Origin of the sequence: Diplocloster agilis, assembly GCF_019042275.1 — a bacterium.
GTDB lineage: Bacteria > Bacillota > Clostridia > Lachnospirales > Lachnospiraceae > Diplocloster > Diplocloster agilis.
The window spans coordinates 41,878-68,322 of the sequence record NZ_JAHQCW010000022.1 but is presented as its reverse complement, the minus strand read 5'-3'; the positions used below and the strand labels follow the sequence as shown (position 1 = coordinate 68,322).

General features: G+C 50.5%; 22 protein-coding genes. 2 read left to right on the top strand and 20 right to left on the bottom strand.

Annotated elements, in window-relative coordinates:
- Positions 1 to 12: 12 nt before the first annotated feature.
- Positions 13 to 1,398, bottom strand: a complete 1,386-nt coding sequence (locus tag KTH89_RS13665; RefSeq protein ID WP_238722079.1) for an ABC transporter substrate-binding protein — start codon at positions 1,396 to 1,398, stop codon at positions 13 to 15.
- A 212-nt stretch (positions 1,399 to 1,610) separates the two neighbouring features.
- Here KTH89_RS13665 and KTH89_RS13660 point away from each other — a divergent pair, with 212 nt between their 5' ends.
- Positions 1,611 to 3,386, top strand: coding sequence for a sensor histidine kinase (locus KTH89_RS13660; RefSeq protein WP_238722078.1), 1,776 nt, complete (start codon positions 1,611 to 1,613; stop codon positions 3,384 to 3,386).
- Complete coding sequence (locus KTH89_RS13655; RefSeq protein ID WP_158348033.1) at positions 3,379 to 4,920, top strand: response regulator transcription factor; 1,542 nt, start codon at positions 3,379 to 3,381, stop codon at positions 4,918 to 4,920. The genes KTH89_RS13660 and KTH89_RS13655 overlap by 8 nt, the downstream gene beginning before the upstream one ends.
- Positions 4,921 to 5,138: 218 nt before the next feature.
- On the opposite strand, the gene gltA is transcribed toward KTH89_RS13655, so the two are convergent.
- From gltA to KTH89_RS13560, 19 genes are all read right to left on the bottom strand, one after another.
- Positions 5,139 to 6,527 (bottom strand): NADPH-dependent glutamate synthase, encoded by a 1,389-nt coding sequence (gene gltA / locus KTH89_RS13650; RefSeq protein ID WP_158348031.1) that lies wholly within the window; start codon positions 6,525 to 6,527, stop codon positions 5,139 to 5,141.
- The gene (locus tag KTH89_RS13645; RefSeq protein ID WP_158348029.1) at positions 6,527 to 7,417 is read right to left on the bottom strand and encodes a sulfide/dihydroorotate dehydrogenase-like FAD/NAD-binding protein; all 891 of its coding nucleotides are present in this window, start codon (positions 7,415 to 7,417) and stop codon (positions 6,527 to 6,529) included. The genes gltA and KTH89_RS13645 overlap by 1 nt, the downstream gene beginning before the upstream one ends.
- A gap of 276 nt (positions 7,418 to 7,693) precedes the next feature.
- Positions 7,694 to 8,875 carry an iron-containing alcohol dehydrogenase gene (locus KTH89_RS13640; protein ID WP_238722077.1) on the bottom strand — a complete coding sequence of 394 codons (1,182 nt, stop codon included), beginning with the start codon at positions 8,873 to 8,875 and terminating at the stop codon, positions 7,694 to 7,696.
- A gap of 179 nt (positions 8,876 to 9,054) precedes the next feature.
- A complete protein-coding gene (locus KTH89_RS13635; RefSeq protein ID WP_238722076.1) occupies positions 9,055 to 9,990 on the bottom strand; it encodes a LysR family transcriptional regulator in 936 nt (311 codons plus the stop codon).
- A gap of 20 nt (positions 9,991 to 10,010) precedes the next feature.
- Positions 10,011 to 11,372 carry an MATE family efflux transporter gene (locus KTH89_RS13630; protein ID WP_238722075.1) on the bottom strand — a complete coding sequence of 454 codons (1,362 nt, stop codon included), beginning with the start codon at positions 11,370 to 11,372 and terminating at the stop codon, positions 10,011 to 10,013.
- Positions 11,373 to 11,406: 34 nt separating this feature from the next.
- The gene (locus tag KTH89_RS13625; RefSeq protein WP_158346889.1) at positions 11,407 to 12,771 is read right to left on the bottom strand and encodes a PFL family protein; all 1,365 of its coding nucleotides are present in this window, start codon (positions 12,769 to 12,771) and stop codon (positions 11,407 to 11,409) included.
- 26 nt (positions 12,772 to 12,797) lie between these two features.
- Positions 12,798 to 13,070, bottom strand: a complete 273-nt coding sequence (locus KTH89_RS13620; protein ID WP_158346891.1) for an ACT domain-containing protein — start codon at positions 13,068 to 13,070, stop codon at positions 12,798 to 12,800.
- Between the two features lie 40 nt (positions 13,071 to 13,110).
- Complete coding sequence (locus KTH89_RS13615; RefSeq protein WP_158346892.1) at positions 13,111 to 13,908, bottom strand: MBL fold metallo-hydrolase; 798 nt, start codon at positions 13,906 to 13,908, stop codon at positions 13,111 to 13,113.
- Between the two features lie 25 nt (positions 13,909 to 13,933).
- Positions 13,934 to 14,551, bottom strand: coding sequence for a dephospho-CoA kinase (gene coaE / locus KTH89_RS13610; protein ID WP_238722074.1), 618 nt, complete (start codon positions 14,549 to 14,551; stop codon positions 13,934 to 13,936).
- Between the two features lie 11 nt (positions 14,552 to 14,562).
- Positions 14,563 to 17,229, bottom strand: a complete 2,667-nt coding sequence (gene polA, locus KTH89_RS13605; protein WP_238722073.1) for a DNA polymerase I — start codon at positions 17,227 to 17,229, stop codon at positions 14,563 to 14,565.
- 461 nt (positions 17,230 to 17,690) lie between these two features.
- Complete coding sequence (locus KTH89_RS13600) at positions 17,691 to 18,698, bottom strand: carbohydrate kinase family protein (RefSeq protein WP_238722072.1); 1,008 nt, start codon at positions 18,696 to 18,698, stop codon at positions 17,691 to 17,693.
- Positions 18,699 to 18,713: 15 nt separating this feature from the next.
- The gene (hxlB, locus tag KTH89_RS13595) at positions 18,714 to 19,301 is read right to left on the bottom strand and encodes a 6-phospho-3-hexuloisomerase (protein ID WP_238722071.1); all 588 of its coding nucleotides are present in this window, start codon (positions 19,299 to 19,301) and stop codon (positions 18,714 to 18,716) included.
- On the bottom strand, positions 19,282 to 19,962 hold the full coding sequence (locus tag KTH89_RS13590) for an orotidine 5'-phosphate decarboxylase / HUMPS family protein (protein WP_238722070.1): 681 nt from the start codon (positions 19,960 to 19,962) through the stop codon (positions 19,282 to 19,284). The genes hxlB and KTH89_RS13590 overlap by 20 nt, the downstream gene beginning before the upstream one ends.
- A 70-nt stretch (positions 19,963 to 20,032) precedes the next feature.
- The gene (rbsD, locus tag KTH89_RS13585; protein ID WP_238722069.1) at positions 20,033 to 20,461 is read right to left on the bottom strand and encodes a D-ribose pyranase; all 429 of its coding nucleotides are present in this window, start codon (positions 20,459 to 20,461) and stop codon (positions 20,033 to 20,035) included.
- Between the two features lie 69 nt (positions 20,462 to 20,530).
- Positions 20,531 to 21,496: a carbohydrate kinase family protein gene (locus KTH89_RS13580; protein ID WP_238722068.1), complete on the bottom strand. Its 966-nt coding sequence runs from the start codon at positions 21,494 to 21,496 to the stop codon at positions 20,531 to 20,533.
- A 12-nt stretch (positions 21,497 to 21,508) separates the two neighbouring features.
- The gene (locus tag KTH89_RS13575) at positions 21,509 to 22,468 is read right to left on the bottom strand and encodes an ABC transporter permease (RefSeq protein WP_158346900.1); all 960 of its coding nucleotides are present in this window, start codon (positions 22,466 to 22,468) and stop codon (positions 21,509 to 21,511) included.
- Positions 22,465 to 23,985 carry a sugar ABC transporter ATP-binding protein gene (locus tag KTH89_RS13570; protein WP_238722067.1) on the bottom strand — a complete coding sequence of 507 codons (1,521 nt, stop codon included), beginning with the start codon at positions 23,983 to 23,985 and terminating at the stop codon, positions 22,465 to 22,467. The genes KTH89_RS13575 and KTH89_RS13570 overlap by 4 nt, the downstream gene beginning before the upstream one ends.
- 21 nt (positions 23,986 to 24,006) lie before the next feature.
- Positions 24,007 to 25,074, bottom strand: coding sequence for a sugar ABC transporter substrate-binding protein (locus KTH89_RS13565; protein ID WP_238722066.1), 1,068 nt, complete (start codon positions 25,072 to 25,074; stop codon positions 24,007 to 24,009).
- Between the two features lie 18 nt (positions 25,075 to 25,092).
- The gene (locus KTH89_RS13560) at positions 25,093 to 26,253 is read right to left on the bottom strand and encodes a mannitol dehydrogenase family protein (protein ID WP_238722065.1); all 1,161 of its coding nucleotides are present in this window, start codon (positions 26,251 to 26,253) and stop codon (positions 25,093 to 25,095) included.
- Positions 26,254 to 26,445: the final 192 nt, after the last annotated feature.

The following is a 26,445-nucleotide window of genomic DNA, read 5'->3' as shown; positions in this document are numbered from 1 at the left end:
GGTCTGTGAGATTTACTTGAATCCGTCGAATCCGAGCTGTTTTCCAACCGTAATCACAGAGTCGCTCCAGATCTTGGCGCACTCTTCAGGCTCCTTCTGGCCCAGAAGTACGGACAGGAATGCACTGTTAGCATCGTCGGAAGGTGTGATTACATAGGTCTGGTTGTAGTGGATCTCGGTATTGCCGGCATCCACATAGGTCTGCGTATCGGCCAATGTGCTGCTGAGATTGGTAGCTTCGATGTCTTTCCATACGGAGGTACAGGCTCTGGTCTCAAGGTTCAGCTTGATGTTATCTTCCTGTGCCATGAAGTTCAGGAAGTCTTTCGCAGCGTCCACATTTTTACACTGGTTGGATATGTAGTATCCTCCGGGTCCGGCGATGGCCAGTTTGCTGTTACCGTCTTTGGTGGGAGCCGCAAACATACCGATCTTGCCCGCCGCTTCCGGTGCAACTTTCGCGTACTCAGGATCAGCCCAGTCGCCCATATACATCATGGCAGCTTCTCCGGTTCCGATTGCTTTCTGTGCCATCTCATATTTAGCGGTAGCCATATCCGAGTTGATATATCCCTTATCCACATAGCTCTTCAGGCGTACAAACATCTCGTTGAACTCCGGCAGGGAATCCCAGCGGATCTCATTCGTGTTCAGTTTTTCCAGACAGTCCGGGTTTGCGCTTAAGATATTCGGCCACTCACCGTTCATGATCTGGTTCACGGTCCAGGCATCCGCCATGGATACGTACAGAGGCGTGATTCCGGCGCTCTTCAGCTGCTCGCATACCGCGTCGAACTCTTCAAAAGTTTTCGGAATTTCGATGTTGTTCTGCTCAAACACATCCTTGTTGTATACGATACCAAAGGAGTTGACGCCGCCATTTGGGAAACAGTAGATTTTTCCGTCGGAATGTGTCACAAATTCTTTTCCGGTGTCGGTCAGTTTCTCTACCCACGGTTCCGCGGACAGATCTACCAGATTCTTCTCATGCTGGTAGGAGGTCGCCTGTGTTCCGGTATCCCCGATGAAGATATCCCACATACCGCTGGTTGACATCTTTGTTTGTAACAGGGAATCAAACTGGTCGTCATCGATGGCCTGTACGTCAACTTTGTTTCCGGTTTCTTTTTCCCATGCGTCTTTATAGGTGTTAATATTGGAGATTTCCACATGAGAAGCTTTCAGTCCCACCGTAATGGTTACGCCGCCTTTTTTGTCATCCGTGTTCTCCGGTGCAGCCTGATCTGCCGTTTCGGTATTGCTGCCGGCGTCGCTTTCCGTATTATCAGTGGTTGCGCTGGCCGCATCGCTGCCTTTTCCGCAGCCGATCCCCGTCATGGCGATAGCCAGCACAAGGCTTATGGCTGCAGCATGTTTAAGTACTGTTTTCAATTTCATAATTTTTCCCTCCGTTCATTTGATGGCTCCATTTTATCGGTAATACCACAAAAAAAGAATGTGATTTTTTTCCTTTCGTTATGTATTTTTTTGACCTTGGGTTGATATGCCCCTATTTTCTTTTTTTCTTATCTGTCAATTTTTTTCATTATTCGATATAATGAAGAAGCTTTATTACCAAAGAATTTTTTACATATACAAGGGGGACTGCTATGAGCCGGCTGAAAATACAAAATATCCCGTTTAAGACAAAACTTTTTCTAAGTGTAGGCATTCTTTTTCTGACACTAACCCTGATCGTCTCCCTTTTGTTCTCCAGAACCTCCATTCAGAATACGATCACAAACGAACGGACATCCTCCGACATCATCCTGGAACGCATCTCTACCCAGATCGACTCCCTATACGAGCAGATGAATATTGCAGCTACTTCCATTACCAAGAATCCTTCCCTTCGTTCCATTGTTCTGAATCTGAACACTTCGGAGAGCGAAACTGCTCAGGCGTATATCTCGCAGCTCCAGCAGGAAAGGACCATTCAGACCGCCCTCGGCAACATGATGTTCTCGCCAATTATCTCCAACGTTATTCTTTATAATCGGGAGAAAAACTATTTTTATTACACCGGTACCTATTACGATGATATGGATTATGTCGATCAGGTACTCTCAACAGACCGGGCCGCCGAATCTTTTAACACCGATTCGGTCATCTACCGGGCGCCCGCTCAAAGCCCCTGGACGCTGGATGAGCGCATGGTGCTCTCTGTCCTGCGTAACTTCGCGGACGCGGCTACCACGCAGGACACCATCGTGGAGATTCAGGTATCAAGCCAGCGTCTGAAGGACCTGTGTACCCAGGATACCTTCCGGGATGAGAAGGAGATTCTGATCTTCGACTCCGACGGCCGTATGGTATATCCCTACGACCGCGGCATTACAACCCTTCCCGTTGATTCCGTAGCCAAAATCCAGTCTCAGATCAGAGCCGGGGAAAACCGTTATTATTCCTATGATTACGCTTACTATGCCCGCCAAAGTGACACTACCGGATTTACTGTGGTACTCATTTCCAACAACGAAACGGTCCACAGGCAGACCCGCACCTACATATTCACCACGGTAATTACGGTACTGCTCACCCTGATCCTGACCCTTGGTATTATCTTCACGCTGATCACCCAGTTTACCCGGCCGCTGAACCAGCTGATCTACCAGGTCAACAAACTCAGCCTGGATTCAGACACCAAACTGACCCTGCCGTCGGACACCTTCAACGAGTTCGAGATCCTGAATACCTCTTTAAATCAGATGGTCGTCAAATTAAAGGCTTCCATACAGGAAATATACGAACTGGAGATCCGTGAAAGCAACGCGAATCTGGCGGCGCTGCAGGCACAGGTAGACCCGCACTTTCTATATAATGCGCTGAACAGCATCAGCGCAGCCAGCGAAGTGTACGGCAGCGATGTGACCACCGTCATGTGCCAGGACCTCTCCTCCATGATGCGCTATGTAACCTCAAAAAAGACAGAAGTGCCGCTGATTGAGGAACTGACGCATACGAAAAACTATCTGGAATTTATGAAAATCTCAAATGACACAAACTTTGACTATATCATCGACGCTCCAAGGGAGCTTTATGACCTTCTGATTCCCAGGCTGTCCATCCAGCCATTTGCAGAAAACAGTTTCCGGCACGGCTTCAAAAATACACTGCCGCCCTGGCATCTATCCCTGGTCTGCCGCGCGGCCCCGGACGGATGGGAAATAGAAATCACGGACAACGGCGGCGGATTCAGTCAGGACGCCCTCTCCCATATTTCGGAGGAACCCATGGAGGCCACGGAACTGGAGATCAACGGTCTGGGCCTGAACAACACCTTTTCCAGATTATCCCTGTATTTTGGGGAACAGTTTTCTTACAAAGTGGAGAATCTCTCCCGGGGATGCCGTATCACACTGAAAGGAGCTTTTAAGCATGATTAAGGTACTGGTCGCAGAGGATCAGGTATTAATTCAAAAAGATATCTGTAGAAAAATAGAAAAAACAGAAAAAAACGTAGAGATTGCAGGTACCGCTATGAACGGCCAGGATGCCTATGAAAAAATTCTGGCTCTTCATCCGGATATTCTGATCACCGATATCCGAATGCCCATACAGACCGGGCTGGAGCTGATCCGAAGGCTGAAAGAAGAAGCCATCTCCATAAAAACCGTTATTTTAAGCGGCTACAGGGATTTTGAATACGCGAAAGAGGCCATTCAGCTGGGTGTGGATGAATATCTGCTGAAACCGGTCAGCGTGGAGGACCTAAGATATGTGCTGGACACATTGGAAGAAAAGATCATTTCCGAACAAAATTACAGCTACCAGCATGCGCTGTACCGGATGCTGAATTCCGGCACGCCGATTCCCGGCTATCTCCTGAACGCCATAAGTTATAACATATGTCAGTTGATGTTGATCAATCTGAATTCCTGCGCCACCTTCTCTTTCCAGGACTGGCTGCCCTACGAAAACGAGCTGGAAGATATCCTGAAAGGTCCTGTAGTAAACAAATACTTAAAAAAAGGGGAGACCGTACGGCTTTGCGGCGGAAATACCTACAATCAAAAGCTCCTGGTATTTTTCCTGCATAAAACTCCTCCGGAAAAAATAGACATGATGGCGCTGGAGCTGCAAAGACAGATCATGAAGCTTACGGATGCCGTCACCATCTGTATCTCCAAATCTGTATACAGCGTCAACGATCTTGCCGCTGAATACAAGCTGTCCAAAACGCAGTTGACCAACCAGCTGATATTCGCCCATTCTGCCATTCTGCACAGCAGAGATTTCCTGGAAAACTCCCAGGACCCGGCCGTCACTTTGCAGGACCAGCAGCTGGAAAACTTCCGTTTTTGCATCCACACCCAGAATCTGGACGGCCTGTTGGAACATCTGGATCATTTTCTGGATCACTGCGATCACAAACGTACCACCCAGAAGCAGCTTGGCAACTGCCTGAAACTGCTGCTCCTTGTATGCTACGACGATACCGGCGGCAGGCAATTAAGCAGCCGGGAACTGGAAATCGATGAGTATCTGTCAAATTCCAAAACATACGCGGAACTAAAGCTCTCTCTTCACCTGCTGTTCGAACAGCTATTCCGCCAAAGAGTCCTCAATCTGGCGTCCTCCGTCAATCCGGAGTCCCTGGTCACGGAAGTAAAGGAATATATTCGTAACAATTACGGAAGGGACATTAATATAAACGATATCGCGGTCCACTTCTCCATAACCCCGGCATACTTAAGCCGGCTGTTCAAAAAACATTCCGATGTGCGCCCTATCGAATATCTGACCAGTTACCGGATCAGCCAGGCCTGTGATTACTTCGCCCATTCCCAGCTCACCGTGCGGGAGGTTGCGGAACTGTGCGGCTACTCCAACCAGTTCTACTTTAGCAAGGCGTTCAAACAGATTACCTCCATGTCCCCATCGGAATACCGGATACAGCATCAGGGAGAAGGACTGTAATAATAAACCATATATAAAAAGAGTTTCGCTTGCGAAACTCTCCGCCTGCGGCGGGCCGCGTAAGCGGCTTCTTCCTTTCCGCCGCAGTGCGATCCCCCGGAGGGCTTTTATTCCATAGGCGCACTTTCCTATGGAATAAAGAAAAAGCGGGCCGGATCAAGGGGCCGCCCCTCTCTGAGGCAGCTCTGTTCCGGCCCGCTCCGGCCTGTTTCTAATATTTATTTCCCGTTCAGGAATTCATCGATTCCCTGAGCTGCGGATTTTCCGGCCCCCATGGCCAGGATAACCGTAGCCGCTCCGGTGACCGCGTCACCGCCGGCATATACGCCTTCTTTTGTAGTCGCGCCGTTTTCTTCCTGGGCTACGATACATTTTCTCCGGTTCGTCTCCAGTCCCTTCGTGGTGGAAGAGATCAGAGGGTTCGGGGAGGTTCCCAGGGACATGATCACAGTATCCAGCTCGATCTCGAACTCAGAACCTTTTATTTCTACCGGCCTGCGTCTGCCGGATTCGTCCGGTTCGCCCAGTTCCATTTTAATGCAGCTCATACCGCGGACCCAGCCGTTGTCATCCACCAGAATCTCAAGGGGATTCGTCAGCAGGTCAAAGATGATGCCTTCCTGTTTTGCGTGGTGTACTTCTTCCACTCTGGCCGGAAGTTCCGCCTCGCTTCTCCGGTATACGATATGCACTTCCGCACCCAGACGCAGAGCTGTTCTCGCCGCGTCCATCGCTACGTTTCCGCCGCCCACTACCGCTACTTTTTTGCCGATCATGATCGGGGTATCGTAGTTTTCGTCAAAGGCCTTCATCAGATTGCTTCTGGTCAGATACTCGTTGGCGGAGAATACGCCGTTGGCATTTTCTCCCGGAATACCCATGAATTTGGGGAGTCCGGCGCCGGAACCGATGAATACCGCGTCAAAGCCTTCGTCATTCAGAAGCTCATCGATGGTTACGGATTTTCCGATGACTACGTTGGTCTCTATTTTTACACCCAGTTTTTTCACATTTTCGATTTCCGGAGCCACTACGCCCTTCTTAGGCAGACGGAACTCAGGAATTCCGTAGACCAGCACGCCGCCGGGCTCATGAAGGGCTTCAAAGATCGTCACTTCATATCCCATCTTTGCCAGATCTCCGGCGCAGGTTAAGCCTGCGGGGCCGCTGCCGATTACGGCTACCTTTTTGCCATTGGTGCTGGCGGGCTTTTCAGGGGAAATGCCGTGTTCCCTGGCCCAGTCGGCTACAAAACGCTCCAGCTTTCCGATGGAAACCGGTTCTCCTTTGATTCCCCGGATACATACGCCTTCACACTGGCTTTCCTGAGGGCAGACACGTCCGCATACGGCGGGCAACGCCGACGATTTACCGATTACCTTGTAGGCTTCCTCGATATTGCCTTCCTTCACCTCGTGGATGAAGCCCGGAATATTGATAGCCACCGGGCAGCCGGTGATGCATTTTGCGTTTTTACAGTTAATGCACCGCGCCGCTTCTTCCATGGCTTCTTCCTGATTATATCCATAGCATACCTCCTCGAAATTGGTGGCACGCACTTTCGCATCCTGTTCCCGGACGGGAACCTTCTTCAATACATCACCCATTACTCGTCACCTCCGCAATGTCCACAGCCGCCATGATGCGTATCGCCTTCCTGCAATTTCAACATCGCTCTGCCTTCCTGAGTCTTGTAGATCGTCTGACGTTTCATCGCCTCATCAAAATTCACCAGATGGCCGTCGAATTCAGGACCGTCCACACAGGCAAATTTCACCTGATCTCCTACGGTGACACGGCAGGCGCCGCACATACCGGTTCCGTCAACCATAATGGGATTTAAACTAACAATGGTGGGAAGTCCCAGTTCCTTGGTCAGAAGACAGACAAACTTCATCATGATCATCGGTCCGATCGCAACCACCTGATCATAATGTTTTCCCTGGTTCTGAACCAGATCCTTAATCACTTCCGTTACCATGCCTTTGCGCTCATAAGAGCCGTCATCCGTGGTGATATACAGATTTCCAGCCACTGCCCTCATCTCGTCTTCCAGAATCAGCAGGTCTTTCGTCTTAGCTCCGACTATCACATCCACGGCAATGCCGTTTTCTTTCATCCATTTTACCTGCGGATATACAGGAGCGGTTCCGACACCGCCGGCTACGAACAGATATTTTTTCTCTTTCAGCTCTGCGGCCGGCTCGTGTATGAATTCCGACGCCTGGCCAAGCGGCCCGATCACATCGCGGAAGCTGTCTCCCGCCTGAAGTTCGGCCATCTTCTTCGTAGACGCTCCGACAATCTGAAATACGATGGTAACAGTGCCGTCTTCACGATGATAATCACAGATCGTCAGCGGAATCCGTTCCCCTTTCTCATCCATTTTAACGATGAGAAACTGTCCTGGCTCACAGGACTTTGCGATTCTGGGCGCTTCCACGTCCATCAGAAAAATATTTTCTGCCAATTTTTCTGCCTTGCGTATTTTGTACATGCTATTCCTCCTCAAACTTACTATTTGCTCCCCTTAGCTTTGCAAATAGGTACGTCCTTTTTACTATAAGCCAAATCGAAAAAAATGGCAACACTTGATCATAAAATCACACAGAAAATAGAATACGGTCCGGGAGCCAGATCAGCGGTTATCCGGTAAATCTCCCCTTCCATATTCTATCTTCCGTATCGTTCACTATATATGGTAAAACTAAAGAGTGCCGTCTTCAGCAAACCAACATTAGAAATATGCTTCTGTGACTTCTATAAGAATTTATTAGAAATCAACTTCCGTTCCGTAGTAAGTGCAGTTTAATAATTTTTCCATCTCAGCCGGGGTGATTGCTCTCGGGTTGGAACCTGTGCAGGCATCTCCTACAGCCAGTTCGGCGATCGCTGCCACTTTCTCTTTGAATTCCTTTTCCTCGATCCCGAATTCTTTTAAGGTCTTCGGAATACTGAGTTTTACATTGTAGGCATCGATCTTATCGCAGAGTGCTTTCACCAGTTCGTCATCATTTGCTCCGGTTAATCCGACTTCTTTTGCAATGTCGGCGTAACGTTTCTTAGCGGTCTCATCCTTCGCATTGTACTGAATTACATAAGGAAGGTAGATAGCATTGGCGCATCCGTGAGGAATATGTCCGGTAGAGAACGCTGCCCCCGTCTTGTGAGCCATAGAATGTACGATTCCAAGCAGGGCGTTTGAGAATGCCATTCCGGCCAGGCACTGCGCGTAGTGCATCTGCTCTCTTGCGCTCATATCCTTCTGATAGGATGCCGGCAGATATTCAAATACCATCTGGATCGCTTTAATCGCCAGAGGATCTGTAAACGGGCTGTTCAAAGTGGATACATAGGCTTCAATCGCATGAGTCAGCGCATCCATTCCGGTATGAGCCGTCAGCTTCTCAGGCATAGTCTCCGCGATAACCGGATCCACGATAGCCACGTCCGGTGTAATGTTAAAGTCAGCCAGCGGATATTTGATACCCTTTTCGTAATCTGTGATAACAGAGAAAGCGGTTACTTCGGTTGCCGTTCCGGATGTGGAAGGGATCGCCGCAAATTTTGCTTTCTGACGCAGTTCCGGGAAATTAAAGGGTGTAATCAGATCTTCAAACGTAGTCTCCGGGTATTCATAGAACGCCCACATTGCTTTCGCGGCATCAATAGGAGAACCGCCGCCCATCGCTACGATCCAGTCCGGCTCAAACTCCTGCATAGCCTTCGCTCCGCGCATAACTGTCTCTACGGAAGGGTCCGGCTCTACATTTTCAAACAACTGCACTTCCATACCTGCATCTTTCAGGTAATCCACTGCTTTATCCAGGAAACCGAAGCGTTTCATAGAGCCGCCGCCGACTACAACGATCGCTTTCTTTCCCTTTAAGGTTTTCAGCACCTCCAGTGTGCCTTTTCCATAATATACGTCTCTGGGTAATGTAAATCTTGCCATGTTATACTCATCCTTTCCCTTGTATGTTATTTATTTAACGAATTTCTGTTATTATTTTAACAAACTTCCGGGAATATGGGTAATATAAAAATGGAATACCGATATGTAAGCCAACACATGAGGGCAGCTTGTCCCGTTCCGCCAAAATTGCCAAAAGGGACATGTCCAAATTGATTGAGTCAATTTGGACATGTCCCCAATTCTGTTTTGACGGTTTCTAATTTTTCTAAAAACAGCTTATCCAGCTCGGTAAAATGATAGTCCCGGTGATAGATCAGAACGTCCCGATAGCGATGGCCGGATACTTTGCAGGATTTCTGCACCAGGCCATACCGGTCCAACACCTCCCTGGGCATGGGCGAAACCCACATGTAGGTGCCGGGCACGTTGACCAGCAGGTCAAACTGACTTCCCCGCTCATACACGTAGATGCGCCGCTTTGTCATCTTTTCGCACCCGCTCTCAGTCGGATTCGTCACCGGCAGGAACGGAACAGCCAGGTCGCCGTGCATGATTTCTGTGTACCCGCAGATCTGCTGATCGTTTACCTGTTCTTTTCCGGCCAGAGGGTGGTCTTTGGACATCAGGGCCTTGTACTCATATTCCAGTACCGGCCGGCTTTTTAAGCCCCGGTCTTTGATCATGTTCTGAAAGTAATCTTCGTAGGAAGCCTGGTAACGGATAATCCCCAGATTGCATTCGTACTCCAGCACACCGTTCATAATGGCCATCGTGTTGGTCTCTTTGAAGTTCAGTTCCAGCGCCCGGTCAAAATCCAGCTCATTTACAAACCGCGTGAACGCGGTGGCAATGTAACTGCCCCGCGGAACAAATGCGGAAAAGCTCTGATTGTCTTCCTCCTGCTGCTTGTAATGGGATTCCAGATTATCGATCTGGGCCAGGATATTCCGGGCATAAGCCAGGAATTCCTTTCCCTTTTGCGTGGGCACCACTCCCCTGGGCGTCCGCTTGAAAATCACGATCCCCAGCGTGGATTCCAGTTCTTTTACCGCCTTGCTCATATTCGGCTGGCCCATATACAGATTATCCGCCGCCTGTGTAATGGAACCTGTCTTGGCAATCTCTACCGCATACCGTAAATGCGCGATATTCATCTAACCCCTCCTGTCTCCCGCTAATCTTCGGGTAAAGGCGTTGTATCTACCAGTGATTTTCCTTTCCATTTTCCGCTCTTTAACCGGATCAGGGAGATGACAAGCCCGATGGACCAGCCGATCGGGATCGCCCACCAGATCGCGGATTTTCCGATCACATAGGCCAGAGCGTATGCTAAAATCACCCGGCTGCCCAGATTGCAAAGGGCGCTGACCAGGAACACCTTGATATCTCCGGCGCCCCTTAACACTCCGTTTGCCGTATTCATAACTCCCATGACCACATAGAAGGTACTGACCACTCTTAAATATTCCACACCGACGCCGATTACTTCCAGGTTACTGGCCGTATCCACAAACGCGCCCACGAACACATCGCCCCAGAGGAATAGGATAACCGTGACGATCAGCCCGATTACCCCGCTCATGACCCAGCCGGCCCGCAGCCCTTTGGTCACCCGCTCCGGCTTACCGGCCCCTATATTCTGGGCGGTAAAGGTGGACATGGCATTTCCCACATTCACCATTGGCAGGATCGCTATACTGTCTATCTTGCCGGCTGCCGCGTAACCCGCCATCACCACGGAACCATAACGGTTTACAAGCGCCTGTACCAGCACGAAACCGATGGACACGATGGACTGCTGAATGGTGGAAGGAATCGCGATCTTCCAGATCGTCTTAAGGGTGCGGTAATCAAAATAGGAAAATTCTTCCCGGATCTGCATTCTGCGAAGGCGGATCATCAGCCAGATAAAAGATAGTACCGCAGAGATCCCCTGGGAAATCAAGGTGGCATAGGCCACGCCGGCCACGCCCATCCCGAAGCGTATGACAAAGACCAGGTCCAGCACTATATTCGTAATAGACGAAAATGCAAGGAATACGAGCGGAGATCTGGAATCACCCAGCGCGTTAAAGATGGAGGTGAGGGTATTGTAGGTAAAAAGAAAGAACATACCCGCGAAATAGATCTTCAGATATGTGGAAGCGTCCGCAAACACGTTATCCGGGGTATTCATCAGGCGCAGAATCACACCGCTTCCGCCCACGCCGACCACCGTAAGCACGGCGCTTAACACAGCGGCGAACAGAAGGATCGTGTAGATACAGGTCTTGACCTTCCCCATCTGCCTGGCTCCGAAGAACTGGGAGATCACTACGGACGAACCCACGCTCATACCGGTGGCTATAGCCACAAATAAAAAAGTAATAGACGCAGACGCGCCGACAGCCGCCAGCGCATCCGAGCCTACAAAATTTCCCACGATCATCGAATCGACGATATTATAAAGCTGCTGGAACAGATTGCCCAGCACCATGGGTACCGCGAAGAAGAACAGCGTCTTCCCGGGTTTCCCCACTGTCATATCTTTATTCATAACAAAATAACCCCTTTAAGTTCCCCGCGTCCGTTTAGTTTTTGAAGCTGTGGATCGGCGCGGGAATCCGGCCTCCCCGGTTCACAAACCTCTCGCAGGAAAAACCATTTACCGGCATCACCGGCGCATAACCCAGCAGGCCGCCGAACTCCACCGTATCCCCCACGGTTTTCCCGATCACAGGAATCAGCCGGACCGCCGTTGTCTTCTGGTTCACCATGCCGATGGCCATCTCATCCGCGATAATACCGGAGATCGTGGATGCCTTCGTGTCTCCCGGCACCGCAATCATGTCCAGGCCCACGGAGCAGACACAGGTCATGGCTTCCAATTTTTCCAGGGTCAGCGCCCCTGCTTCCACCGCGTCGATCATTCCCTGGTCTTCGCTGACCGGTATAAACGCGCCGCTTAAGCCTCCCACATAGGAGGACGCCATCACGCCGCCTTTTTTCACCTGATCATTGAGCAGGGCTAACGCCGCTGTGGTACCGGGCGCTCCCGGATATTCCAGGCCGATCTCCTGAAGAATTTCCGCTACCGAGTCCCCGATGGCAGGCGTGGGCGCCAATGACAGGTCCACGATTCCGAAGGGAATGCCCATGCGTTTTGACGCTTCCTGGGCCACCAGCTGGCCCACTCTGGTTACCTTAAAGGCGGTCTTTTTAATAGTCTCGCAGAGAACCTCGAAGTTTTCCCCCCGTACCTGTTCCAGCGCCTGCTTCACAACGCCGGGACCGCTGACCCCCACATTAATTATGGCATCCGCTTCCGTAACCCCGTGAAAGGCTCCCGCCATAAACGGATTGTCATCCGGCGCGTTGCAGAATACCACCAGCTTCGCGCAGCCCAGGGAATCCTGCTCCTTTGTATATTCCGCCGTCTTTAATACAGTTTCTCCCAAAAGCTTCACAGCATCCATATTGATCCCACATTTTGTAGAACCCACATTCACGGAACTGCACACCCGGTCGGTGACGGAAAGCGCAGCGGGAATCGAGCGGATCAGATACTCGTCCGCCGCCGTCATCCCTTTGGAGACCAGCGCGGAATATCCGCCGATGAAGTTGACCCCTACGGTCTTAGCCGCCCGGTCCAACGTCTTTGCGATCTCCACGAAATCCTCCGGGCATTTGCAGGCCGCCGCTCCCACCAGGGCGATGGGAGTCACGGAAATCCTTTTATTGACGATGGGAACCCCGAATTCCCGCTCGATCTCTTTTCCGGTAGCCACCAGCTTTTCCGCCAGAGTTGTTATTTTACGGTAAATATTCTCATTTACTTTCTGCAGATCCGCGTCTGCACAGTCCAGCAGGCTGATGCCAAGCGTAATCGTACGCACATCCAAATTCGCCTGCTCGATCATCCGGTTGGTTTCATTTACTTCAAATATATTAATCATCCTGTTATCCCTGTGCCTTCCTCTCGTTAAATCCGGTGCATTTTGTCAAAAATATCTTCATGCTGGCATTTGATGGTTACCCCGATCTCATCTCCGATCTGGTCCAGCTCCTTGCACAGATCCGCAAACGGCTTGGGGGATTGGTTCGTATCCACGATCATCATCATGTTAAAAAATTCCTGCACGATCGTCTGAGAAATGTCTTCTATATTAATATTGTTATTTGCCAGGTACGTGCACACTTTTCCGATGATACCCACGGTATCCTTTCCTACAACGGTAATGATTGTCTTTTTCATCCTCAGGTTCTCCTTTTATTCTATTTCTCAAATCATTTTTTCAAACTGCGATCAATTCCGATACACAGTCCCTTTTGGCCACCTGGATTTTAAAATCCCCGGACTGATACGGGCAATTATCCAGGTCAATTTCCAGCTTTACCGTCTCATAGGCCAGTTCCGCATAGTTATTCTCCTTGCTCAGATGACCCAGTACGATCGATTTTAATTTATCATGCAACAGCCTGCAAAGCAGCTGACCGCTGGCCTCATTGGACAGATGGCCCCGCTCTCCCAGAATCCGCCGTTTCAGCGGATAGGGGTAAGCGCCCACCTCCAGCATATGTATGTCATGGTTCGCCTCCAGCAAAAGAGCATCTAATCCCTGCAGGTTCTCCACGATATAATCCGTATAAATTCCCATATCCGTGGCCACTCCAACCGCCTTCGCCCCGCATTCCAGCCGGTAAGCCACCGGGTCGGCGGCGTCATGGGAAATGGAAAACGGACGGATCTGCAAATCCTCGATTTCAAACACTTCGTCCGGACAAATCGGACAAAACAGCTCATCCGGTATCTTTCCCACGGAATTCATCCGCTTCACCGCCTCAAAGGTGGCCGCTGTCCCATAGATCGGCAGTCCGTACCTTCTGGCCAGCACTCCCAGGCCCTGCACGTGATCGATATGTTCATGGGTAATCAAAATCCCTTTCATATCCCCTGTGGTCAAATCCAGTTCGTTCAATCCCTGTTCGATCCGTTTACCGCTGATTCCCGCGTCCACCAGCAAATGCGTTTTTTCACTGCCCACATAGATACAGTTCCCGCTGCTGCCGCTGGCTATACTGCATAAATTCATGCTGTTCTTCCTTTCTGATCCTGTTTTACATTTTCTGTCTCTTATGGATACCGCGCTTTTTCATTATCTGATCAATCTGGCCATATACATCCGAAAGCTCCCCGTTATTGTCAATCTCTTCCTCACAATGCCTGCGGTATTCCTCGGCCGACATCTGATGGGCCATGATCCGGTCCACCTTTTCATCGCTGTAGCCCCGCCAGCGTTTCAGCCGTTCCCTGCGTATCTCATCCGCCGCGTAAATATACCAGAATTCATCGCAGAGCACGCGGTAATTGTCTTCAATCAGCAGCGCCGCTTCTACCAGCACCAGTGAAAGCTTTCCCGCGGTCCGCTCCTTATCGATCTCTTCCACAATATAGGCTTTCACCGCCGGATGGATAATCTTCTCAAGCTTCGCCAGCAGTTCCGGCTTTTCGAATACCAACGCCGACAGCTTCGCCCGATTGACGGTCTGATCCCCGTTCAGGATGCCGCTTCCGAAGGTCTCCACCACCTGATAATAGCCCGGCTGCCCTGTCTCCATCATCAGGTGGCCCACTTTATCGGCCTGGATCACCCGGGCGTTATAGACTCTTCCTATATACTCCAATATCGTACTTTTCCCGGAACCGACACCTCCGGTAATTCCAATCACTTTCATATGCTCCGCCCCTACTTCGCTTCGTACCAGTTTTCCCCTTCGTGCATATCGATTTCCAACGGCACGCTTAAGTCCGCCGCCCGGTGCATCTCCTCCGACAGAATCTTCTGCACTTCTTCCACTTCGCTTCTGTCCGCCTCGATCAGCAGCTCATCATGCACCTGCAGGATCAACCGGGACTTTAACTTTTCCTTTTTTAACCGCTCGTTCACATGGATCATAGCGATCTTGATAATATCCGCCGCCGTTCCCTGGATCGGCGAATTCATAGCCACCCGCTCTCCGAAAGAGCGCTGCATAAAATTGCTGGATTTTAATTCCGGCACCGGCCGCCTGCGGCCGAACATGGTGGTCACATATCCCTCTTCTTTTGCGTGGACTACCAGGTTATCCAGAAACTTCTTCACACCCGGATAGGTTTCAAAGTATTTCCCGATATAATCCGCCGCTTCCTTTCGGGTAATGCTAAGGCCCTGGCTTAACCCGAAGGAGCTGATCCCATAGACGATCCCAAAATTCACCGCTTTGGCGTTGCTCCTCTGCTGCGGGCTGACCTCATCAAAAGGAGTGTGGAACACCTGGGAAGCGGTCATCCGGTGGATATCCGCCGCTTCTCGGTACGCGTGAATCAGATTCTCATCCTCGGACATATGCGCCAGCACTCTCAGCTCGATCTGGGAGTAGTCCGCGTCGATAAAGACACAGCCGGGCGCAGGTATGAACACTTTTCGAATCAGCCGGCCCAGTTCCATCCGGATCGGTATATTTTGAAGATTCGGCTCCGTGCTGCTGATTCTGCCGGTAGCCGTAATCGTCTGGTTAAATGTGCTGTGGATTCTTCCGTCCGCCGCGATGTAGGCCGCAAGCCCATCGGCATAAGTGGATTTTAATTTTGTCAGCTGGCGGTATTCCAGAATCAGCGACACGATCTCATTTTCCGGGGCCAGCTTTTCTAACACATCCGCCGCTGTGGAGAATCCGGTCTTCGTCTTCTTTCCTCCGGGAAGCTTCAGATGTTCAAACAGCACCACGCCCAGCTGTTTTGGAGAATTGATGTTAAACTCCTCTCCGGCCATCTGATAGATGCTCTGTTCCAGCTGCGCGATCCTGACTCCTAACTCTTCCCCGTAGATCTTAAGCTCTTCCGACTGCACCAGGATGCCGGCCTGTTCCATATCGTAAAGGGTATACACGAGCGGCATCTCCACCGTTTGAAAAAGGCGGAGCATGTCCGTGTCCTTCAGGCCCTCCATCAGTTCTTTTGCAGCCCTCCAGGCGGTATAAGCCATATAACAGACACAGGTCAGAAATTCCTGGGGTTTTTCTTCCTGCGCGGCCGTCCACCCTGATTTGCCCAGCAGATCCATCCGGGACGGAATCATCAGTCCCAGATATTCCTTCGCAAGATCATCATAAGAATAGCTGTCCTTAAGCGGATTCAGCAGATACGCGGCAATATTACAGTCAAACAGCCGCTCCTTCCCTGCATCTGTCAGGGTGATCCGCCCCAGCTGGCTTTTCAGATCCAGCGTCGCAGCCGCATCCGCTTTTGCTATCAGATTTCCCAGCTGTTCCTTCAGATACTCTTCCGTCACGAAACCTTCCGCCGGGATATAACAGATCTCCTTATCCCCGCAGGCGAGAGCAAGCCCGAGAGGCTCCTCCTCCCCGATCCACACGAAGCCGATCCGGCTGTCTTTCTTTTCCGAATCCGCCTCCAGAATCTTTTGAATATTCTGAAACACTTCCTCCACATCCTGCAGCAGCGTGACTTTCCGAAAATGTCCCTCTACTTTTTGCGCGGGCACTTCCACATGGAACCGGCTCAGCATGTTTTTAAATTCCAGCTGTTTAAACAGATTATACGCCTCCGGCGTATACAATTCGCCAAGCTTTGCCTTGTCTAACGAAAACGGAACATCGCAGTCCACGCAGATCGTGGCCAGGGTTTTACTCATCTGAGCCATATCATAATGATCCCGCAGCGCTTCTTTCGCCCGGTTCGGCTTGATCTCCTCCACATGTTCATAAGCGTTTTCGATACTGCCATAGTCCACGATGATCTTTGTCGCCGTCTTTTCCCCGATTCCCGGAACCCCCGGGATATTATCCGAAGCGTCGCCCATCAATGCCTTGACATCGATAAACTGGGTGGGCGTCACCTGGTAACGCTTGCATACATCCTCCGCGTAATAATCCTCGACCTCCGTGGTTCCCCGCTTTGTCTTGGGAATCCGGATCTTTACCTTGTCCGTAGCTAACTGCAATAAATCCCTGTCTCCGGACACCACCGATACGTCCAACCCCAGCTCCTCGCAGTGTTTGGATACGGTGCCCAGCAGGTCGTCCGCCTCATACCCTGCCTGCTCGATCACCTGAATCCCCATGGCGCCCAGCACTTCCTTCATCACCGGCACCTGCTGGTGCAGTTCATCCGCCATCGGTTTCCTGGTTCCCTTATATTCCCCAAACATCTCATGCCGGAAGGTGGGAGCATGTACGTCAAACGCCACGGTCAGATAATCCGCCTGCTCCTCCTCCAGAATTTTAAACATGATATTTAGAAATCCATAAATCGCATTCGTATGCAGCCCGTCTGAGTTCGTCAGATCCGGCACCCCGAAAAAGGCCCGGTTCAGGATGCTGTGCCCATCTATCAATACAATCTTTTCGCTCATATTTTCCTCCAGTGACGCACTTGCTGCGTCATATAATCAGGTATGGATGAACATTTTTTTGTTCAGCCGTTCCTCCGGTGACGCATTTACTGCGTCATTTATTCAGGCTTAGGGGAACCCTTTGTTCCGGCTAATTCACCCGAACCGCTTGTGTCTATCCCGGTTGTCCTGCTTGTGCCGAGGCGCTCCCTGAGGCTTGCCCTATAATACTATACACTAAATACGGCTATTTTTAAACCTCTTTTGGAAAAAGAATTTCCCACAGAAAGTTCAAAAATAGAATCCCATTAGGAATTGTTCCCTGTCCGTCAACCTCCGAATCCGTAAAAAAGGCCGGCACAAAACAGGCCGGAAGTAACCATTCACCAAAAACCGGCGGTCCCTTCTGGCTGTATGGAGCCAAAAGGACCGCCGGTTTTTTATTTATCATATACTTTTGCCAATCAATAAGCGCCTCTTCCTCAATCGGAGCATAGGAGCCGAGCCGAAGTGCCGTTTCTGCGGGTCTGCTCCACTTCTTCCATAGTGGGCATTACCAGCAGCGACCCTCTTTTTGCCGCGCAGGCAGATCCGCACGCGTTGGCAAAATCGATTCGCTCCCGGAGTTCCTTCTCCGACAGTTCCTCCGGTTTTTTTGAGACGCGGCTCAATCCGTACAGCAAGCCTCCCATGAAGGAATCCCCTGCCCCCGTCGTGTCAACCACCCTGGTCTGGTATGCCGGCAGATGTCCGGCCGCCTGTTTGGTCCGGTAATAGCAACCCCTTTTTCCAAACGTAACCGCCACCAGTTGGACCCCTGATTCAACCAGCTTCGCAGTCACCTGCTCAAGAGGCCGTCCGTCAAAGAGATACTTAAACTCCTCACCGGAGATTTTCAGGACGTCCACATGTCGGATAAAGTCCAGCATGATCCGCGTCTGTTCTGAATTATACCCAAGCACCTTATTCCAGTTGGGATCATAAGAAATCAGTTTTCCCTTTCCTCTGGCGTATGTGACAGCCGCCTCCACCGCATCCTTCACAGGTTCATCATACAAAATGCTGGAAGGAATGTGAAGAATCTTAGCGCTGTCCAACAGGTCATAGCGTATGTCTGCCGGAGAAAATACAATCTCCGCCCGCGGGGAACGGTAGCTGGAAAAGAACCGTTCGTGTTCCTCATTCAAATAAACAAAGGTAATCCTTGTGGAACATTTCTCTGTCTGAATCAGCCCGTCGGTTAAGACTCCCAGATCCCGCATTACGCGGCAGAGATATTCCCCGTGTTCATCCGTCCCTACCGTTCCCATAAAAGCGCTTCTCCCTCCCAGCCTGCAGACCTGGGCCGCCACGTTGGCTGGCGCGCCGCCGGGGTTGCGTTCAAACAGCATTTTCCCATCCGCATTGATTCCCAGAGAGGTAAAGTCGATCATCAGATCCCCCATGGAGATTACGTCTATGCCTCTATTGTCTTGTTCGTCCCTATCCATGTAACCCTCAACCTTTCATTCCAGATTCGCGTGGTTGCGGCTCAGGACATCCAGGGCCTGTCGGGTCTTTGCCATAAGTCTGCAGATTACGCAGTCCAGAAGAACCGCCATGGCTATTTCCAGAATGTTTCCGGAAGGACGGATACTGTTAAATTCCTCACCGTTCCACCCGTCCGGATCTCCTGCCCCTTCCCTGATCATGTCATTTCCCACCTTAACCACACAGTCCGCCATCTGCGAAATGGTTCCCTGCTCGTTCATTGTGATGACGGCGATCCGCGCGCCTGCTGCCTTAGCCTTCTGCGCCATAGCCAGTATCACCGGAGTGGAGCCGGAGATGCTTCCCAGGATCAGCAGGTCCCCTTCACGGATACTGGGGGTACATACTTCCCCGACCAGATAGGTGGGAAATCCAAACTGCATCAGCCGCATGGCAAAGAATTTCATCGATAACAGGCTGCGGCCTGCCCCGCCCACCAGTATTTTTTTCGCCTTTAGAACTTCACTCTCCAATTTTTCTGTCTGTGCCGGATCGGCGCCCTTTAATACTTCTCTTATCTCATCCACTGCCTCGATGGAATAACTAACGGCATTCAGTCCCATGTGTTTCCTCCGTTCTTTCCTGCTTTTTGTGCTCCTTAGACCTGCCGATTTCTTTCAGTTCGGTAAGTACCGCCAAAGGATTCGGCGCACCGGTCAGAACGCTTCCCATGATTACAAGATCCGGATTATAGGGCGCTATTTCCCCAAGAGTCACCGCATCAATCCCTCCCGCGATCGCGGCTCCTGCGGTTGTCAAGGTTTCCTTTAATATCTTAAGGCCCGCAAGCGGACTGGTTTTAATCCCGATTCCTCTGTGTATGCACACATAATCCACCCCTATCTGTTCTACTCTCAGGGCAGTCTTTGCAATCTCATCCACAGGAACAGCCATCAGATCGGCCAGTACCTTCCGGTTCTTTTCCCTGGCCGCCGCGACGGCGCCTTTTATATTTTCGTCCAGAGACAACGCGGACACAGTTACGATATCCGCGCCTGCATCAAATGCCATATTGGCACAGTATGCGCCTCCGTCCATGATCTTTAAGTCTGCCAGTATCTCCACATCCGGGAACTCATTTTTGAATTCACGGATGACATCCAGGGGATACCTCCATAGAAAAGGTGTCCCCAGCTCCACAATGTCCAGTTCCCGGTGTATCTTTCCAACGATTGCCTTTGCCTGCTGCAGTTCCACAGCGTCTAACGCCAATTGAAATTTCATATGACCCTCCATGTGTACGTTTTTACCCGTATCGTTACCGGTGAGAAATTTTTACTGTCACCGTTTCGCCTTATTCCTCGTATGATTTTTCTACATAGGTACATCCCGCCTGTATCACCACGTTCGGACAATGCAGCCAATACTGGCCGGTACGTATGGCTCCCTTGCATTCCTTTACTTTTGCGCGGAAAGCGCTGCCATCCACATCCGGTATGAATACGATTTTTTCCGGCGGGAATCTCTTTTCATATTCCTTTAAGAATTCCGGGGCATACTGCTTAATCGGCTCACATAAATAGATCTTTTCAATCTCGATCTCCTTCATTACCAGATCCAGCACGGTCATCAGATCCGGCAGATTCGGCTTTACCGCCAGATCCACCACTTCGACTCCCTCCGGGATATTAAATCCGGCGTCCGTAATCGCCAGATAATCCAAATGCCCTAAGCGTGCCAACAAATATTTACCCTGCGCGTTCAATAATCCTCTCTTTAACATACTGCTGCCTCCTTCTTTTTTATGGAATCTCTCTTTCCTGTCTATATATTCGCTTCGTATCTTCAGGAGTCATCTGTGAGCGTTCCTGAACCGCTCGACCTCGTCTGCGTCCGGGATGGCCATAAGCGACCCGCTTTTGGTGGTGCACAGCGCTCCCGCGGCATTGGCGCGGTCTACGATCTCCCCGATCTCCTCCGGCGGGATCTCCCCGATCTCTTTCCCTTCTTTCAATTGCTTCCAAAGACCCGCTAAGAGGTATCCTGTAAAAGCATCCCCGGCCCCATTGCTGTCAACCGCCTGAATCTCATAAGCCGTTACAAGCGCGCCGCCATTTGCATACCGGTAATAACAGCCTCTGGCTCCCATAGTCACCGCCAGGAACTTAACCCCGCCATCCAGCAGCATCCGGCTTCCCGTCTCCAGATCCGTCGTTCCGGTACACAGCTCAAATTCTTCATCGGACAGTTTCAGGATATCAAACTGCCGCACAAACGGCGCCATTTCGCGCACCGCATATTCCCTGTCACTGAGCACCGGCCTCCAGTTCATGTCGCAGCTGGTGAGCTTATGATTTTTCTTCGCATATGCAAATGCCTTTTTCACCGCATCCATCGGTTTTTCCCAGCACATCATGGAGCCTGCGATATGCAGAATACCGCACTCGTCGATCAGGGAATAATCAATATCCTCCACGGAATAATCCGTCAGCGACATATCTGTCTGAATGCTGAAAAAACTTCTCTCTTTGTTCTCATCCAGATCCACCCAAGCGGTTATGGTTGGTTTGTTCTGCGAGTAACGAAGCCCGCAGGATTCCAGGCCATTCTTCTTAAGGACACCGGCCAGATAAGTTCCGAACGGGTCCTTCCCCACTTTCGTCAGCAGAGCGCCTGTCATCTGGTTTTTGGCGGCGGCTACCAGCATATTCGCCGGCCCTCCTCCCGGATGACGCTCATAGAGTGTGTTTCCCACTTCCGAAAAACCGGCGGGGGTAAAATCAATGACAATCTCACCAATCGCAGTAATGTCCAGCATGTTATCTCTCCTTTAATCTCTTTTTTTGCGGGAGTCCTGCAGATAATTTACTATAATCGTAACCATCAGCAATATCGCAGTGACGACAGCCTGCCAAAATGTATTAATTCCCAGAAGGGTCAGTCCATTTGTCAAAAGCGTCATCAAAATAATACCGAACACAGCATTTAAGATCGTCCCGCTGCCACCCTTGAAACTGACGCCGCCTATGACGATGGCAGATAAGATATCCATCGGCCAGGATACTCCCAGGGTCGGCTGTGCGGACCCCATACGGCTGGTTATCAGGATACCGCCAAAAGCGGCGCAGAACCCGCTGATCATATAATACACCAGTTTCATTTTCTTTACATTAATACCGGACAGTTTCGCCACATTGGCATTGCCGCCGATGGCGTAGATATAACGTCCATAGGTGGTGCCTGTCAGGACGAGGGATGCAACTACCACGATTACGAGCATTGCCAGAACCTGAATCGGAACCGGCCCCAGATATCCCCTCCCCATGACCTGGAAAGATGCCGGCAGGTTAGAGATCGCGGTGCCGTCCGTGAGCAGATTGGCAATACCGGTTGTCAGGTTCATCATGGCCAGCGTCGCCACCATGGATGGGAAATCAAACCTGGCAATCAACGCTCCGGAAATGATACCGCATACACCTCCGAAGAAAACCGCCACCAGCACCGCCACAGCGATGGGAAAGCCCTTCACGATCAGTAATCCGGCGATCACGGATGTCATACATGCCACCCCGCCTATGGAAATATCGATGTCCCCGGCAATCATTACAAAAGTGGCGCCGCTGGCGACGATAATCATAACTGCCGACTGGCGGATAATGTTGGTGATATTCGCGGCCGAGATAAAGCGGTGTTCCATCAGGGAAAAGAACACAATCAGTCCGGCGATAATAATTAAAATGGAATACTTTCTCAACAGATTCGGTGATTTGAATTTTATTTGTCCTCTCATATCTTTTCCTTTCCTACCGCACAAGCCATAATCGCTTCCTCGGTAAATTCTTCCCGCTCAAACTCCCCGCTGATTCTGCCGTCATGCATTACCATAATCCGGTCACTCATCCCGATCACCTCCATGAGCTCCGAGGAGATCAGGATAATGGCCATGCCCTGTGCGGTTAATTCATTGATCAGCGTATAGATCTCATGCTTGGCATTTACATCGATTCCCTTGGTCGGTTCGTCCAGTACCAGTACCTTAGGCTCACTGGCCAGCCATTTGGCCAGAACTACCTTTTGCTGATTTCCACCGGACAGATATCTGGTCAGCTGCCCGCTGCCGGTCGTCTTAACGTTTAGTCTGCCGATATATTTTTCCACCACGGCATTCTCCGCCTGTTTGTTTACAAAGGCCCCTCTGGCCAGCCGCCGCTGGATCGGCAGCACCATGTTGCGTTTGATATCAAAATCCAGAATCAGCCCTTCGTTTTTCCGGTCTTCGGTTACCCAGGCCAGCCCTTTTTCATATGCTTCCCGGCAGCAGCCCAACTTCACCGGTTCTCCGAAGAGATACAGTTCCCCGCTCTCTTTTCGGTCTTCCCCGAAGATCAGCCTGGCCAGTTCGGTCCTTCCGGCCCCCACAAGGCCTGAGATGCCCAGCACTTCCCCTTCTTCCACATGCAGATTTACATTCCTGGGAATATGTGCGTTGCGGGACAGATTCTTATCCTCGATCCCGGAGAAATTTTCAAGCCGCAGGGCCTCTTTGCCGAAATAAGTTCTCTTCCGGTCATAAAAATCATCAAAACTGCGGCCCACCATTTGAACAATAATCTCATCTTCATCTGTTTTCTCAGGCTCCAGTCCGGTTACCAGACGGCCGTCCTTGAGCACATAGATGTAATCGGATATCTCAAGTACCTCCTTGAGACGGTGCGACACGAAGATGAAGGAGATCCCCTGCTGTTTCAGGGACTGCACTACCTGAAAGAGTTTCTGTATCTCCGTATCTGACAGGGAGGACGTGGGTTCGTCCAGCAGGATAATACTTGCCCTGCCTGATATCGCCCTGGCGATCTCTATCATCTGCCTGCCCGATATATCGATGTCCTTCACCAGGGTGTCCGGACTTATGGACATTCCCAGCGTCTTCAGGATAGCGGCCGCCTTCTCCCTCATTTTTTTCTGAAACAGGACCCCTCTCTTCTGATATTCCGTCCCTATGAAGATATTGGCAGTGATATCCAGCTCCGGAAGAACCATCAGTTCCTGATGCACCATACTGATTCCGTACTCCCTCGCCTGGCGGATCGACAGCTCCTCACAGATCTTTCCCTCAAAATACAGCTTTCCGCTGCTTGGCTTTAAGCTGCCGGAGATAATGTTCGCAAGCGTACTTTTTCCGGCCCCGTTTTCTCCGACGATGGAGATTACCTGCCCCCGGGGGATAGACAGACTGATATCTTCAAGCACCACAACCCCGGAAAACGCTTTGGATATATGTTCAAGCTTCAAAAGCTCTTCTGACATCGCAATCCTCCCTTTCAACGATTAGTTTAACTGCGAGATGATGGATATGTAATCCGAAAGCGCTTCGATGTTTTTGCTCCGCTCGGCCAGGTATCCGTCCACGTTATCACTTGTGACAAGGACGCCGTCCACGCCAATCGTTCCCAATTCTTCCCCGTTCAGGGCCGCAAGGGCCGCCCGCATCATTTCTTTCCCGATCTGGAACGGATTCTGCGCTATCGTGGCATAGTACAGATGTTCCCCTTCCTTTTGAAGCGCCGCCAGCTGATCCTCCTCATCGTCGATTCCCATTACCTTAAAGTCATAGCGTCCGGCCGCCTCGGCCGCTGAAACACATCCAAGGGCGTTGTAGGAATTCGTCCCCAGCACATAATCGATCTCGCCTTCGGCCTTGCGGACCAGCAGATCGTCCCAGAGACTTACCTTTCCCGCCAGATCCACTTTGCTGTTGGAAGCTTCCTCCACATGAATCTCCATGTCATCCACCGCTTCGATCGCTTCTATCATTCCATCCTTCCGGTCAATCTCGGATTGTACCGTGGGCGTGAACGTCAGTATTACATTGTAGCTGTCTTTCCCTGCCGCTCTCATATCATCGATCATATGCTCCGCTAACAGTCTTCCCATCGCCACGTTATCAGTGGAAATCCAGGCGCTTTGCAGCTCCGGGTTTACAACGGCGTCAAAACCGATCAAAACGATATCTCCCTGCACCTCCTCCATTGCGGATTTGGCTGAACCTGTCGGATCGATCACAAACATCAGATCATATTCCTGTTCCTTGGCCATCTCCACAAGATCACCAATCTTGGACACATCTCCGTTGATATCCCACATGGTCAGATCCACATTCGCCTGATCCGCTTCGTATTGTAACTGTGCGGCAATAAAATTAAAGAAATCCTGGGTTGCCAAAGGCATGATCATTGCCATTCTGACCTTCTCCTTGCTGTTATCCAAAGAGTCCCCTGCCGGCGCTTCTGCCGCGGGTTTTTCATCTGTGCCGGCTTCCTGTTTGGGGCTGCTTCCACACGCCGTCAGGTTAAGGATGCATACTAAGCTTAAAATAACTGCAATAATTTTTTTCATATCTTCCCTCCATAAACATTATTTGCTATTGTTTCCTGTTCTTTCGTTTGAGATCTCCCGGTATACCGCTGACACCTGTTTGACCAGATCATGCTCTAACGGAACTCCGGTTACCTGAGATACTGCTTTTTCAATTCCCTGTGAGCGGATCAGCTGCTGAATCTCAACCGCCTTCTCATCTTTTGCCTCATCATAAGCCATGCCATTGGCGATAGAGCGAATGAGCGCTTTGGGATAAATGCCATATTTATAACAGAACATCGCGTTTCCTGTCAGCCGGTCATCCCTCCCCAGCTTTCGCATCGGATCCTTCGCCACTCTGTATATAGAATCGTCCATCTTATCTTTCGTCTGCGGTATATTGCAGAAATCACGGATTTCTTCGGCAGGGATCCGGAACTCTTTGCTCAGTCCCTGTATGGCCTCCTCCAGCACCTCACCCATCAGCTTGGCGATCTCAGGGTCGTCCTCAGACTCATTTATCATACGGTAGCCTTTTAGATGTCCGGCGTACGCGCAAGTGGCGTGAGGGGCGTTATAGGTGTAGAGTTTGATATCCTTTAATTCCTCTACCTGGTCTTTTAATTCCATGAACTCCACATCCTCGATATCTACTGTGATCGGTTTCTGGATCAGCATGGACATCACAGCCAGAGATACCAGCTCACGGCTGGAGTTAGACTCGGCATCTGTGGAACGCCGTACGATGACATCCCGGATCACCGCATTTTCCCGAAACCATTCCAGTGAAGCTTCATCCTCCATTTGACGCTCGAACATCTCCTGAATATCAGGAATCAGGTGATTGATATTGGTACAGCTTAGGATCGTCACCTTCCCGTAATGCCCGCGCGCTCTCTCTACAAGCCCTCTGCCCAGATATCCGGCGGCCTCCCTGATCTGTTCCGGATACAAGCTTAAAGCGATCAGATCCGCATGTAAGACAGCCTCCAGACAGCTGTACTCCTCGTCACACGGAAAAACATTGTATTTTTCTACAATCCGTTCCGTCATCCCCTCCTTTCTGTAAAGTTTCACTTTGTACGGGCCGGCCCTGAGCGAATCGATCACCTTGATATCGCAGTCCAGGAAATTCACTTCCCAACCCGCAGCTTCGAAAACTTCTCCGAGAAATCCCTTTCCCTGTCTGCCGGCTCCCACGATTAGTATGGATTTCATAAATTGTGCTCCTTTCCCATTTTTTCAATTGCATTTGCACTTTTTTCGAAGTGCTTATGGGTTGATATTAGCATTTCCGCAACTTATCCGCAAGCTTTTTCTTGCACTTGCAAGTTTTTTCGTGTATTTTCACAACTTAAAACCAACTAATTTGTTTAATTCTAACAGAACTTGCTTTTTCTCCAATTAAAA

Bases quoted from the DNA above. Each gene is read 5' to 3' on its own strand.
- KTH89_RS13560 (WP_238722065.1), bottom strand. From the start codon at position 26,253: ATGAAATCCATACTAATCGTGGGAGCCGGCAGACAGGGAAAGGGATTT.
- KTH89_RS13565 (WP_238722066.1), bottom strand. From the start codon at position 25,074: ATGAAAAAAATTATTGCAGTTATTTTAAGCTTAGTATGCATCCTTAAC.
- KTH89_RS13660 (WP_238722078.1), top strand. From the start codon at position 1,611: ATGAGCCGGCTGAAAATACAAAATATCCCGTTTAAGACAAAACTTTTT.
- KTH89_RS13580 (WP_238722068.1), bottom strand. From the start codon at position 21,496: ATGCTGGACATTACTGCGATTGGTGAGATTGTCATTGATTTTACCCCC.
- KTH89_RS13620 (WP_158346891.1), bottom strand. From the start codon at position 13,070: ATGAAAAAGACAATCATTACCGTTGTAGGAAAGGATACCGTGGGTATC.
- KTH89_RS13645 (WP_158348029.1), bottom strand. From the start codon at position 7,417: ATGTACAAAATACGCAAGGCAGAAAAATTGGCAGAAAATATTTTTCTG.
- KTH89_RS13635 (WP_238722076.1), bottom strand. From the start codon at position 9,990: ATGAATATCGCGCATTTACGGTATGCGGTAGAGATTGCCAAGACAGGT.
- KTH89_RS13640 (WP_238722077.1), bottom strand. From the start codon at position 8,875: ATGGCAAGATTTACATTACCCAGAGACGTATATTATGGAAAAGGCACA.
- KTH89_RS13615 (WP_158346892.1), bottom strand. From the start codon at position 13,908: ATGAATTTATGCAGTATAGCCAGCGGCAGCAGCGGGAACTGTATCTAT.
- KTH89_RS13590 (WP_238722070.1), bottom strand. From the start codon at position 19,962: ATGAAATTTCAATTGGCGTTAGACGCTGTGGAACTGCAGCAGGCAAAG.
- KTH89_RS13630 (WP_238722075.1), bottom strand. From the start codon at position 11,372: ATGAATAAAGATATGACAGTGGGGAAACCCGGGAAGACGCTGTTCTTC.
- KTH89_RS13665 (WP_238722079.1), bottom strand. From the start codon at position 1,398: ATGAAATTGAAAACAGTACTTAAACATGCTGCAGCCATAAGCCTTGTG.
- gltA (WP_158348031.1), bottom strand. From the start codon at position 6,527: ATGGGTGATGTATTGAAGAAGGTTCCCGTCCGGGAACAGGATGCGAAA.
- hxlB (WP_238722071.1), bottom strand. From the start codon at position 19,301: ATGGGACTGAATGCCGTTAGTTATTCCATCGAGGCAGTGGATGAGATA.
- KTH89_RS13575 (WP_158346900.1), bottom strand. From the start codon at position 22,468: ATGAGAGGACAAATAAAATTCAAATCACCGAATCTGTTGAGAAAGTAT.
- KTH89_RS13570 (WP_238722067.1), bottom strand. From the start codon at position 23,985: ATGTCAGAAGAGCTTTTGAAGCTTGAACATATATCCAAAGCGTTTTCC.
- KTH89_RS13655 (WP_158348033.1), top strand. From the start codon at position 3,379: ATGATTAAGGTACTGGTCGCAGAGGATCAGGTATTAATTCAAAAAGAT.
- polA (WP_238722073.1), bottom strand. From the start codon at position 17,229: ATGAGCGAAAAGATTGTATTGATAGATGGGCACAGCATCCTGAACCGG.
- KTH89_RS13600 (WP_238722072.1), bottom strand. From the start codon at position 18,698: ATGGATAGGGACGAACAAGACAATAGAGGCATAGACGTAATCTCCATG.
- coaE (WP_238722074.1), bottom strand. From the start codon at position 14,551: ATGAAAGTGATTGGAATTACCGGAGGTGTCGGTTCCGGGAAAAGTACG.
- KTH89_RS13625 (WP_158346889.1), bottom strand. From the start codon at position 12,771: ATGATTAATATATTTGAAGTAAATGAAACCAACCGGATGATCGAGCAG.
- rbsD (WP_238722069.1), bottom strand. From the start codon at position 20,461: ATGTTAAAGAGAGGATTATTGAACGCGCAGGGTAAATATTTGTTGGCA.